The sequence below is a fragment of the Aneurinibacillus sp. UBA3580 genome, from assembly GCF_002375825.1.
GTDB classification, from domain to species: Bacteria; Bacillota; Bacilli; order Aneurinibacillales; family Aneurinibacillaceae; genus Aneurinibacillus; species Aneurinibacillus danicus.
Genome location: NZ_DFMZ01000004.1, coordinates 141179 through 152006 on the forward strand (window position 1 = coordinate 141179; position 10828 = coordinate 152006).

At 49.1% G+C, this 10828-nt stretch carries 12 protein-coding genes and 1 pseudogene; 11 read left to right on the forward strand and 2 right to left on the reverse strand.

Going from position 1 to position 10828, the window contains the following annotated elements:
- Positions 1-82 precede the first annotated feature (82 nt).
- From B2899_RS00910 to B2899_RS00930, 5 genes are all read left to right on the forward strand, one after another.
- On the forward strand, positions 83-601 hold the full coding sequence (locus B2899_RS00910; protein ID WP_286883342.1) for a sigma-70 family RNA polymerase sigma factor: 519 nt from the start codon (positions 83-85) through the stop codon (positions 599-601).
- 107 nt (positions 602-708) lie between these two features.
- Entirely contained in the window at positions 709-1635 is a 927-nt protein-coding gene (locus tag B2899_RS00915; RefSeq protein ID WP_286883344.1) for an SLAP domain-containing protein, read from the forward strand.
- A 158-nt stretch (positions 1636-1793) separates the two neighbouring features.
- Positions 1794-2840: a Fic family protein gene (locus B2899_RS00920; protein ID WP_286883347.1), complete on the forward strand. Its 1047-nt coding sequence runs from the start codon at positions 1794-1796 to the stop codon at positions 2838-2840.
- A 204-nt stretch (positions 2841-3044) separates the two neighbouring features.
- The gene (locus B2899_RS00925) at positions 3045-3302 is read left to right on the forward strand and encodes a hypothetical protein (RefSeq protein WP_286883349.1); all 258 of its coding nucleotides are present in this window, start codon (positions 3045-3047) and stop codon (positions 3300-3302) included.
- On the forward strand, positions 3271-3537 hold the full coding sequence (locus tag B2899_RS00930) for a type II toxin-antitoxin system RelE family toxin (protein WP_286883351.1): 267 nt from the start codon (positions 3271-3273) through the stop codon (positions 3535-3537). The genes B2899_RS00925 and B2899_RS00930 overlap by 32 nt, the downstream gene beginning before the upstream one ends.
- A gap of 253 nt (positions 3538-3790) precedes the next feature.
- Here B2899_RS00930 and B2899_RS00935 read toward each other — a convergent pair whose 3' ends face one another.
- Positions 3791-4813, reverse strand: coding sequence for a hypothetical protein (locus tag B2899_RS00935; protein WP_286883353.1), 1023 nt, complete (start codon positions 4811-4813; stop codon positions 3791-3793).
- Positions 4788-6248, reverse strand: a complete 1461-nt coding sequence (locus tag B2899_RS00940) for an MBOAT family O-acyltransferase (protein ID WP_286883355.1) — start codon at positions 6246-6248, stop codon at positions 4788-4790. Before B2899_RS00940 ends, B2899_RS00935 begins: the two co-directional genes overlap by 26 nt.
- Positions 6249-6576: 328 nt before the next feature.
- On the opposite strand from B2899_RS00940, the gene B2899_RS00945 reads away from it, so the two are divergent.
- From B2899_RS00945 to B2899_RS00970, 6 genes and pseudogenes are all read left to right on the forward strand, one after another.
- Entirely contained in the window at positions 6577-7218 is a 642-nt protein-coding gene (locus B2899_RS00945) for a phosphodiester glycosidase family protein (protein WP_286883356.1), read from the forward strand.
- Positions 7219-7368: 150 nt separating this feature from the next.
- Positions 7369-8835 carry a S41 family peptidase gene (locus tag B2899_RS00950; RefSeq protein WP_286883358.1) on the forward strand — a complete coding sequence of 489 codons (1467 nt, stop codon included), beginning with the start codon at positions 7369-7371 and terminating at the stop codon, positions 8833-8835.
- Between the two features lie 79 nt (positions 8836-8914).
- Positions 8915-9403 carry a hypothetical protein gene (locus tag B2899_RS00955; RefSeq protein WP_146810353.1) on the forward strand — a complete coding sequence of 163 codons (489 nt, stop codon included), beginning with the start codon at positions 8915-8917 and terminating at the stop codon, positions 9401-9403.
- A gap of 98 nt (positions 9404-9501) precedes the next feature.
- Positions 9502-9753, forward strand: coding sequence for a hypothetical protein (locus B2899_RS00960; RefSeq protein WP_286883360.1), 252 nt, complete (start codon positions 9502-9504; stop codon positions 9751-9753).
- A gap of 267 nt (positions 9754-10020) precedes the next feature.
- A complete protein-coding gene (locus B2899_RS00965) occupies positions 10021-10389 on the forward strand; it encodes a hypothetical protein (RefSeq protein WP_286883361.1) in 369 nt (122 codons plus the stop codon).
- A 227-nt stretch (positions 10390-10616) separates the two neighbouring features.
- Positions 10617-10828: pseudogene (locus B2899_RS00970) on the forward strand (hypothetical protein); the annotation flags it as partial.

The window sequence follows — 10828 nt, forward strand, 5'->3', positions numbered from 1 at the left end:
CTGCAGGAATGCTCCGGTGCGGCTATGATGAAAGTGCGCGCAATACATGCAGGACCGGTCCTCGCGAATGTGAGGAGAAGCAATGGAAGAGAACGAATGGGTCGAGTTTTTCAGTACGTATGAACGGCTGCTGGAACGAATGGTATCCCGTTATCCCATCGGGTTACGGGATGAAGCGAGGCAGGTGGCCCGCATCGCGTGCTGGCGACGGCTTGCGTTTTATGATGCAAAGAGGGGAGCTTCCCTGTCCAGCTATGTCTATCTTATCGTGCGCGGTGCGCTGTTGAACTGGGATGCGAAGGAGTACCGCTGGCAAAGCCGCCATCAGTTCCCTGCGCCCTGCGGGGAAGACGGAGAGGGCGATTGGCAGGATATGATTGTAGATACGAACGCATGGCCGCCGGACGAAGCGGCGGTATGGCAGGCGTGGATGACACATCTGACCGAGGCGGAGGCGAGATGCCTGACGCTGCATATTCGCTATGGACATTCTTTGAAAGACGTTGCCGCCATAATCGGTATTCCGTATGAACGTGTAAAGAAACAGAAACAGCGAGCGCTTGGCAAGCTGCGCAAAGCACTGGAAGTGTATATGGAGTAATTTGTATAGACACAATCGTAAATCTCATGTGCTAATTTTTGGCTGCCCTTCTTCTTTGGAGGTAAAAGCGGTATAATGAGACAAGAGTAAGAAGGAGGATTCTGCCTATGATTTCGTTTTTTAAAAAACTTCGTTCTTCTGGAGCGAAACAGCAGGAAGTCGAACAAGCCCCCGCAGCGGGTGAAGAACATGCCGAACTTGAGAAAACGGAAGAAGTCCGCCCGGTGATGGGGCTTTATTTTCCGAAAGAATTCGACAGCCAGTTCGCCCAGGAGGACCGGTATGTAATGCAGTTTTTCCTGAGTGAGCTGCCGGAAGTGGCGGAAGGGAAGCTTTCGATTGATGGATATAAAATCGGACAGGATACGACCGGGCTGTCGCTGCTTGCGGTGCTGCGTAATAATATGGATGCGGACATTGCGCTAACGCGCGTGCCGCTGGTGCTGCAGGATGCGGCGCAGAATACGATTGCGCGCAGCGTGTTCGATATGAGCGAGGCGGGCGTGGTGCCGGCGCACAGCGCGATGCCGTGGCGTTTCGTCTTTCCATACAGCGATTTTCTGGTGCCGCAGGCCGATCTGTCTTCCTGGTCGGTCGGCTTCCATATGGAGAACGGCGAGATTCGGACACAGGTGTCGGAGTTTGATTTCGAACCGGCGGACCAGTTCTCGATGTCAGAGTATATTGAAGAGCGCGACCAGCAGGTGATCGATGAGATTAAACGCGCGATTGAGCAGACGGAGAATCAGGTGAATTTCATCGGAACGACAGTGAATTATACGGAAGACGGCAGTCTGGTGGCCGAGCTGTTCCTGCGCAACGGGCGCAGCGAGGAAGTGGCACTGGACAAGGCGATGGTGTTTACGTTACGTGATGCGGCGGGGGACGTGGTGGCGTCGCGGACGCTCGATATGTCGCAGGTGAAGCTGTCTCCAAAGTCTGTGACGCGCTGGACATTGACGTATGATAAAGATATGCAGCAGAAAGAGAATCCGGATCTGAGCGAGTGGCTGGTTGAGGTAGAAAAGAAGTAGGTTAATAGGTAGGAACTTGTGATCAAAGCGACGGGACGTTTTATACGTTCCGTCGTTTTTGTGTTTTTCTTATATCTTGCCACTTTATCTTATATTTTGTATTATAAAATATAAGAATATTTGAGTGATATGAGAAAAAGAGTGCTGGAGGAAGTTTGATGTCTAGTTTTAATAACAGTTTTTTACATAACCATTTGATGATTAATTCAAATCTCTTGCGTTTGATTTCTGACATTTCTATTTATAAAGGAAAACAAGGCCTGTACGAACAGCAATCTCCTCAGGTTTTAAGAAAGTTACAGGAGGTTGCCACCATTCAAAGTACAGAGTCATCCAATCGGATTGAAGGTATTGTAATTAAGAATCAGCGGCTAAAAGAGCTAATGGCAGAAAAAACAACACCACAAAATCGTTCTGAAAATGAGGTGGCCGCATACCGTTCCGTACTTTCTCTTATTCATAGTTCAGCATCCGATATTATGATTCGACCGGGTGTAATTCGACAACTGCATCAAATGCTATATTCTTTCTCGCCAGGAGAGGGAGGGAAGTGGAAATTTAATGACCATGAGATTACAGAAAAACATCCGGATGGAACGGTTCATGTTCGTTTTAAACCGACACCGGCTATCCTCACCGATGAAGCGATGAATAACCTGTGTAAGAATTTCTCCCTGGCCATGGAAGAAAAAAATCCGCATGAACTTATTATTATTGCTGCTTTTATTTTAGATTTTTTATGCATTCATCCGTTTCGTGACGGAAATGGAAGGATGGCTCGTCTGTTAACTCTCCTCTGCCTGTATCAAGCAGGATATAATGTAGGACGATTTATTTCTTTAGAGAAAATTATCGAAGAAACAAAGGATAGTTATTACGATACCTTATATAAATCTTCAATTGGCTGGCACGAAGGGCAGCATAACATCCTTCCGTGGCTGGAGTATTTTCTTGGTACAATTTTAAAGGCATATCGTGAGTTCGAAAGTCGCGTAGGAGTCATTGCAAGCACCAGAGGTCAGAAAACAGAGCGGGTAAGAGAAATGGTGATGAGCTTTATCGTCCCCTTCCAGGTGCGGGAAATTGAAGAGCGTTGCCCCGATATTAAGCGGCCAACCATTAATGCTGTTCTTAAGGCAATGAGTGATGAAGGGATTATTGAGCGGGTTGGGTTTGGACCCGGCACAAGATGGAGAATAAAGTAGGTAGTATGGGTAGAGGATTGTGAAGTTATTCGTAAACAATTAGAAGTGTGAGCAATGAGTAATCCGGCATGCTGGAAGCGATGGAGAAAAGGCAGAGCCGGATGATGAACCGCTGACAGGCGAATTTTGCTATAATAGAAATGAAGAAAATGAACTCCAATAGTATGGTCGCGGACATTATAACATTGATTAGGAGGCGACAATATGGCTATCGAAAAAGAATTGCTGCATGAAATGATTGAAAAATTGAGTGACGCTGATAAAAAAACAGCTTTTGATTTTTTGCAGTATCTGCTTGAGCGCGCAAAAAAGAAAACAACTTCCTGGGATGAGATAGATAAAGAAGAGCCGGATGATGAACCGCTGACAGAAGAAGAGATTCGACAATTAAATAGCGATGAGGGATATATTGCAGGGGAGGATGCAAAGCGTGAGTTCGGGTTACAAGTTGATTTACCGTAAGGAAGCGCTGAAGTTTATAGCCAAACAGGAAAAGGCTGTTCAAGAGCGAATGGCACTTGGATTAAAAGGTCTTCTCGAAATTCCCCCGCAAGGAGATATTAAGACCATGAAAGGGCACACGGGACTCTATCGTTTAAGAGTTGGTACATACCGTGTGCTTTTTCGTATTGAGCATGAGGAGAAAATCGTATACATAGAGGCGATTGGAAATCGTGGGGATATTTATAAAGTGTAGAGAAGAATTGAAGACAAATTTTTCTATAATAGAAATACAAGAATAGGGACGAGGAGGAAAAGAAATGGAGGCTATACTGAACCGCATATTGGATGAGTTGCAGAATGTCAATTACAGATTGACGGGCATTGATAACCGGCTTACGGGAAAGTGAGGCTACCAGGCAGGATTTGCAGTTTTATGATATGAAAATCGGTGAACATGAGCGGGAGATTTTTAAAATCAAACAGCAATGAAAGAAACGGCAGAGCCCTCAAGGGAGTTCTGCCGTTATTTTTTCCGCACCTTTCTTATTCACATGGTTTGCGTCCCGGAAATACGAATCATCCAGCGTCGGTGGGATAATCACGAATTCGCCATTATGCTGCTTCGCTACACTGTCAATGAATTGCCGATAAGCGGCCTGCTCGGCTGCATACTGTGTCTTCATCACATGCTCAAACGCCTGGGTACGGGGCAGTTGTAGCACCGTAATCTGTACTCCATGCTCTGAAAGCTCGCCCATCAAGCGTTTCAGCGCCTGTGTCTGGGCACCTTCAAGGCGGTACTCCGGCATCCAGCGCTTTGCCACTTCCGCTGCATAGTTCGGACCGAAATGCTTCGCATCCCGCCCTTCTACGGGAGGGAGTCCCCACTTATAAGCGTATTTATCGCGGGGCTGCTGCGGCAGCTTGCCTTCCCAGTACAATTTCCACATTTGGGTCCATACTTCGCGCAGTCCGTATGAATACAGCAGCCAGCCGAATGCCAGGTCCGCTTTCTCTTCGACATGCGGCACCTGCAACCGTTCCCATAGCGTCGCATGGTAGCGGAACTTATTGTCCGCGTGATCGGTCGTGCTATTGAGCTGATGCTCATTGACTGAAATCATCACGCGCTGAAGATTAGGCATCTTGTCTTTGTGCCGCTCATACAGGTGCAGCATATCGACCGCTTTGCCGCCGCTGACGCTTAAGTTGAACACTTCATCCGGTTTCAGTCCGTAGCGGGCGGCCAGCAACGGCGGGCGCAGCGCGTCCATGCTTTGAGAGTCACCCAGTACCAGCAATTTGATTTTCTCTGTGTCCTGTGCCTCAAGGCGTTTCTCCACATCAGCAATCTGGCCGATAAAGCTGGCCGGGCTTATGCCGTACAGCGCCGGGTTACGGAAGAGGAACGCTTCACACAGCACGAGGAACAGCAGCGCCCAGATGAACCCTCTCATCCACCAGGACGGTTTGCGGCGCCGACGCAGCGATCTGGTTTGTTCACTAGAATTGGAAATAGATAAAGTCATGTTTTTCACCTTTAATCATCGCTATCACTACAAACACAAGCAGAGCGTACACCAATCCGCGGGCAGGCGCCGGAACCCGGCGGTGCCACCAGGAAGCGATGCTTGTCTCATGGCGGCGTATGACATACTCCAGCAGGTGCACGGCATACAAAATCACCACCAGCCATAGATACGATGCCTGGGAAGCCACCTGCTGCGCAAAGTTGGCCCAGCCTGCCGGATCAAACATCGCACCGATATAATCAAACGCATCCTGCACACCCTCTGCCCGGAAAAACACCCACGTAATTGTGGTAAGCTGGAAAAAGATAAACACCGCAACCGCGTGATAGACCCGGGACATGATGCGGGAGACCGCAGCACGCGGAGAAGGCAGGCGGTCCAGTAGCTTTTTTAGCCCGTCTGCATACCATTTATGAACGACAAGCATGAGGCCGTGCAGGAATCCCCAGATGACAAACGTCCACATCGCGCCATGCCACAGTCCGGAGATCAGCATGGCCGTAAGCAGGTTCACGTCTTTGCGAATGCGCCCTTTGCGTGAGCCGCCCAGCGGAATATAGATGTAGTCGCGAATCCAGCTGGACAGCGTAATGTGCCAGCGCCGCCAGAATTCAGTCGCGTTGGCGCTGATGTACGGACTCAGGAAGTTCATCGGCAGGCGGTAACCGAACAGGTAGCCGAGTCCGACCGCCATGTCGCTGTAGGCGGAGAAGTCGGCGTAAATCTGGAACCCGAACAGGTACGCGCCGGTCCATGCTTCCGCCATCGTCAAATCGGCCGGATTTTTGAAATAGTCATTAACGATGGGTGCGACCTGATCGGCGATAAGAATTTTTTTAGCCAACCCCCATAAAATGAGATAGACACCGTATTTAAAGTGCGTCGGCGTCAATGTCAGATTAGGTGTCTGTTCCACCTGGGGCATAAATTCGTGTCCGCGCATAATCGGCCCGGCCAGCTGGTGCGGGAAGAAGGCAATAAACACCCAGAAGCGCAGATAGGAATTCGTCGGCTGGATGCGTTCCTTATAGACGTCCACCAGGTACGCGATAAGCTGGAACGTATAGAACGAGATTCCGATCGGCAGCACGATAGTAGACCAGAAGCCGTCCCTGGCAACCAGCGTTAGACCGGTAACCGTCTCAAGGTTCTCGATAATAAACATCGAATACTTAAAGAACGCAAGGTTGGCGACGTTCATGATGATTCCAAGCGTCAGCCAGAAACGGCTGCGTCCGCGCGGAATCTGGCGCGCAATCAGGTAAGATATAAACGAGACGCCAAGAAACAGTCCGAGAAACCCCCAGCTCGCCGCCGCATAGAACAGGCAGTTGGCGACACCGAGCAGGACGAGCCGGGCATTGCGAAACAAATAATACAGCACAAACGTAATGATAAGCAGAAAAAAGAATTCAGCCGTATGAAATAACATAGAACGTCCATCCTTATGTACGAAACTGAAAAACGAGACACAGGCGGCGCGTCTCGTTCCTTATGCAAAATATCTTTTTTATTTTACCATAAAACAGGCGAAGATGACGAAGCAGAAAACGACCATGGCGTCTCAGCCACAATCCCGACATGAAAATGATGGGGAAGATGGCTGACTTTTGTGGTATGAAGGAAAAGAGAGAAGAGAACGAGGGGGTGATTTCAATGGGGAAAAAGGCGAACGCCTTTTTCTCCCCTGGATCTCCTTTCCTCTTTCTCTCCGTCTTTCCTCACGATTTTCACAGAAAAAGGAGCGCAATTATAGTCTGATGGAATATTGGAAAGAGAAATCGGTGCATTTCGCAAAATTTTCCCGCCGGGCGCGCATGGAGCTGATTCCGTGCCTGCGGGAAGGAGAACTGCTGGTCCATACATACGGACGGTTCAAAAAAGAAGGAAAGGAATTGCCGATAATAATGGTGAACGCGAACTTTTTTCATCTGGATGGCGGTTACTCCATCACGGGAATGAAGTATAGCGACGGGACGGTAATCGAGCGTTCGTTAGGCGGCTTCTATGTTTATCAGGATATGGATGGAGAGGTGCGGATCGATACCATAAAAGATAAGAAGATTTCCGACTTCGCGGGTGCGTGCTGGGCGTTGGAATCGTCGCCGCTGCTGCTGCCAGTCTTGGAAGCAAGTGTCCATATGGAAGCGGCCATTACGGCGGAAGCGCATCCGCGTACGGCCATCGGGCTGACGGACGATAGCGTGATTCTAGCGGTAACGGACGGACGGCCTGCAGGATTGACCTGTTATGCGCTGGCTGAGCTGCTGAGAAAGGCGGGGTGTCACACTGCGTTAAATTTGGATGGCGGACGGTCCTCCCAGCTTGTCATCCGCGGCAAACAGATGAACCGGCAGTGGATGCGGCGCAAAGTATTCGCGGCATTGGCCGTTTATAATTAAGTTGCAGGAAGAAAAAGGATAGTTTCTGTGTGTGTCGAATAACTAACACAGGTATTTTCTTGATATTTCAAAGGTGGCAGAGGTAAAAATAATATAGCCTTTGCTTTCGTTTAAAAGTATAAAGAGAAATCGGGAGAGGAAGCGAGCAGCTTGAAAAAGAAAATAAAGCAACTACTTATCTGGAGTACTCTGATAACAAGTATAAGCGGTGGTGTTGCACCTGTGTGGGCCGCGGAGGACGCGGCGCAGCCGCAGGAAGCGAGGAACATTCCCTATGCGGCCCAGGAAGCGCGCATTCATGAAGTGCTGCAAAAAATCATGGAAGAGCACCTCAACAGCGAGCATGATATCAAGCGTCTGACAGATGGAGCGATCCGGGGCCTGCTGGAAGAGGCGGGGGACCCGTATACGACCTACTTTACGGAGCAGGAGTTCGAGGATTTTTATAATGGTTTGGAAGGCACATTTGCCGGTATCGGGATTTATATACAACAGCAGGATAATAAGCTTATCATCCAGAGCATTTTCGAAGAGTCTCCGGCGGAGAAAGCCGGTTTGCGCGAGGGAGATGAAGTCGTTGCAGTGGACGGAAAGCGGGTAGCCGGGCAATCCATCGAACAAGTGACGGAATGGATGAAAGGGGAACCTGACTCCAGCGTCGAGTTGACCGTGAAGCGGGGTGGAAAAGAACATACCGTGCAGTTGAAGCGGGAAATTCTGCAATTTTCCCCGGTGGATAGCCTGATGCTGGACAATAAAATCGGCTACATGGCTCTTTATACGTTCTCTGACAATAGTGCGGAAGTGTTCCGCAAGCATTTGTCCCGACTGCAAAGCGATGGAATGGAAGGATTGATTCTTGACCTGCGGGATAACGGCGGAGGATATTTGGATGCAGCCATAGAGATTGCGGACATGTTCGTCGATAAGGGGGCGCTGGTCCATGTAAAAGATCGGAGCGGAAAACTGACCGATATTTCTGCCAAATCCGGTTCCATTCAGATACCGATGGTTGTGCTGGTGAATGGGTTGACAGCCAGCGCTTCGGAAGTACTGACCGGCGTGCTTAAGGATTATAAAGTAGCTACCGTTATCGGCACCAAAACATTCGGCAAAGGCACGGTCCAGGAGTTGATACCGCTGCAAAAAGGCGGAGTTCTCAAGCTGACGGTGGAAGAGTATTTCTCCCCGCTAATGCACAAGATTAACGGCCAGGGTATTCTCCCCGACATTGTGGTACAAAATCCGGACGAACAGGTGATGAGGGCTATATCCTATCTACATGGTTCTACTGCTCTTCATTTATATCCGGACGGAACGGCAGGCGTGGCCGGTTTTCCGGCGGGGAATAGTCTGGCGAAGAAAGTGGGAGGCAAGTGGTTTATCGCGCTTCGGCCTTTTGCCGAAGTGTACGGCTGTCAGATTTATTGGGATGGAGCACGGCAGCAGGCCGTGCTGCGCTGCGGTGAGGTCGTTCGTAAGTACTCGACGAAGAATAATACATATCTACGTAACGAGAAAGGCACACTGTGGCTTGCGCTTGATAAGCTTGACAGTGACTTTCCGTCCATTTTTGTCGAGAAGCGGGGCGGGGACATCCTGGTTCATGTGAAATAGCTTCGATGTTTTCACAACATTTTTCCTGGAGGTGCGTCTATACATACAGACAAAACATGGACACGAGGGAGGAAAAAGCATGAAGAAGTGGGGATACGGTATAGTCGGCGCCGCGCTGGCATTGATTGCAGGTGCACTCTCGACGGGCGCCGCCGCTCCGGCCGAACCGGGCACCGACGCGGACCCGATCGTAACGAAGAGCTATGTGGAGAAAGTGAAGCAGGAGATTTTGAATCAAGTAAATTCCGGATCAGGTACGCAGACGCCTGCACCGACACCGGCACCGGCGGATTCGGCTAAGCTGGTTGTGGAGAAAGTGCCGGAAGGGAAGACGATTATCGGCTATGCCGGAACGGAGTTCATTGTACGGACCGGCAAAGTGACGGCCCATACACCGGCAGGAGAAGGCTATGGTCTGCCTGACCTGACTTCAGGAACGAATATTACGCTGGGTAAAACCGTACCGGCCAATCATCATTTGCTGCTGCCGCGTGACGACGGCCGCGGCCTGAAAGTGGTCAAAGGACCGGCGGACATTATGATTCGCGGTGAATATGTAATTCGATAAAATGATAAGGGAGAGGAAGGCAAGTGTGAAAAATACAATGAACACTTGCTTTCCTTTATTATGCTGAAGCTTTTTTTGCACAGCATGAATTGGAGCAGATGGCCTCCAGGGTCTGGCACGCGCATGAGATGCTGCACGCCGGCACAGGGGTAGGGGTAGAGTATACCGGCTGGATACAGTGGCCCAAAACATATAACAGGGAAGAATATGAGCGCATTAGGCGCGTGGGGGTGGAGATTCGCGAAAAAGCGGAAGCCTTCATTGTGATTGGAGTTGGCGGGTCTTATTTAGGAGCAAAGGCCGCAATGGACATGCTGCTTCCCGCATTTTATATAGAAAAAATTCTATAATTAGGAGAAAAAAAGAGAGGATAATAGGGAGATGGCTTTTTCTTGCAATCCATTATGGAAAGTACTTATATATAGATAAGGTTTGATGTTTCGACATGTGTGTTGTGGTGAGAGGTAGGAAGTGTAGAAAAGAAGAAGTTGGAAATGTCCTGCGCACGGGCTTGTAAATAGATAAAAATGATCAAAGAACAATTAAGAACATCTGGAATGCAATAGTAAAGATGTCATTCAACATATACCGGACGATGAAAAAGAGGAGGTCAAAGCATGAGTGATAAGCTCGATTTAATTTTATCAGCTCTACAAGGAGTGCAGAGCGAAGGCCAAAAGCTAAATCAGCGCATCGATGTATTAAATCAGCGCATCGATGTATTAAATCAGCGCATTGATGTATTGGAAGAAGGACAAAAAGAAACAAACCAAATCGTCCGGGCGTTGCGTGATGGGCAAGAAGAGATGAAGGCACAAATGGAAGGCCTGGCACTTGATGTTCATAAGTTGCACGGAGAAGTAACAGCCATCCGGCAGGAACGACAACGTGATCGTGACATTTCAGATATACGTGCCGGCCGTACTCAAAGAGAGATTCTAGAAATAAATTCGCGCCTTGAACAATTAGAACGCGGGAAGAATTAATGGGTGACTTAATTCAAATGGTTGGTGCTACTCATGCACGAACGACAAAACCGGAAGAACAAATAGCAGCAGAGGTAGTTCGCTATAGAATTATCTCTATTTGTGCTGTCTATCAAAATGAATGGTAGAGGGTAGGTTAGGAGAATATCCCTGGGTTGCAGCTGAAAAGCCATGGTGGTTTTGATATACTGTAGGTAATGAATGTGATTGAGGAACGGAGGGACGAGATGGCTGAGAAGATGGATACGATTCTGCAGATGCTTCAGCAGATGGACCGCCGCATGAATGAAGGTTTCGGACGGGTTGACGAGCGTCTGGACAGGCTGGAATCCGAGACAACAGGGATTGCAGAACGTCTGGGGAAGCTGGAGACGGAGACGGCGGGAATTACGGAGCGTCTGGACAGACTGGAGACAGAGACAGCAGGAATTACAGAGCG

Excerpts from the sequence above, each read along its gene's own strand:
- B2899_RS00910 (WP_286883342.1), top strand. The coding sequence starts at position 83 with ATGGAAGAGAACGAATGGGTCGAGTTTTTCAGTACGTATGAACGGCTG.
- B2899_RS00915 (WP_286883344.1), top strand. The coding sequence starts at position 709 with ATGATTTCGTTTTTTAAAAAACTTCGTTCTTCTGGAGCGAAACAGCAG.
- B2899_RS00920 (WP_286883347.1), top strand. The coding sequence starts at position 1,794 with ATGTCTAGTTTTAATAACAGTTTTTTACATAACCATTTGATGATTAAT.
- B2899_RS00925 (WP_286883349.1), top strand. The coding sequence starts at position 3,045 with ATGGCTATCGAAAAAGAATTGCTGCATGAAATGATTGAAAAATTGAGT.
- B2899_RS00935 (WP_286883353.1), bottom strand. The coding sequence starts at position 4,813 with ATGACTTTATCTATTTCCAATTCTAGTGAACAAACCAGATCGCTGCGT.
- B2899_RS00940 (WP_286883355.1), bottom strand. The coding sequence starts at position 6,248 with ATGTTATTTCATACGGCTGAATTCTTTTTTCTGCTTATCATTACGTTT.
- B2899_RS00945 (WP_286883356.1), top strand. The coding sequence starts at position 6,577 with ATGGAATATTGGAAAGAGAAATCGGTGCATTTCGCAAAATTTTCCCGC.
- B2899_RS00955 (WP_146810353.1), top strand. The coding sequence starts at position 8,915 with ATGAAGAAGTGGGGATACGGTATAGTCGGCGCCGCGCTGGCATTGATT.
- B2899_RS00960 (WP_286883360.1), top strand. The coding sequence starts at position 9,502 with ATGGCCTCCAGGGTCTGGCACGCGCATGAGATGCTGCACGCCGGCACA.
- B2899_RS00965 (WP_286883361.1), top strand. The coding sequence starts at position 10,021 with ATGAGTGATAAGCTCGATTTAATTTTATCAGCTCTACAAGGAGTGCAG.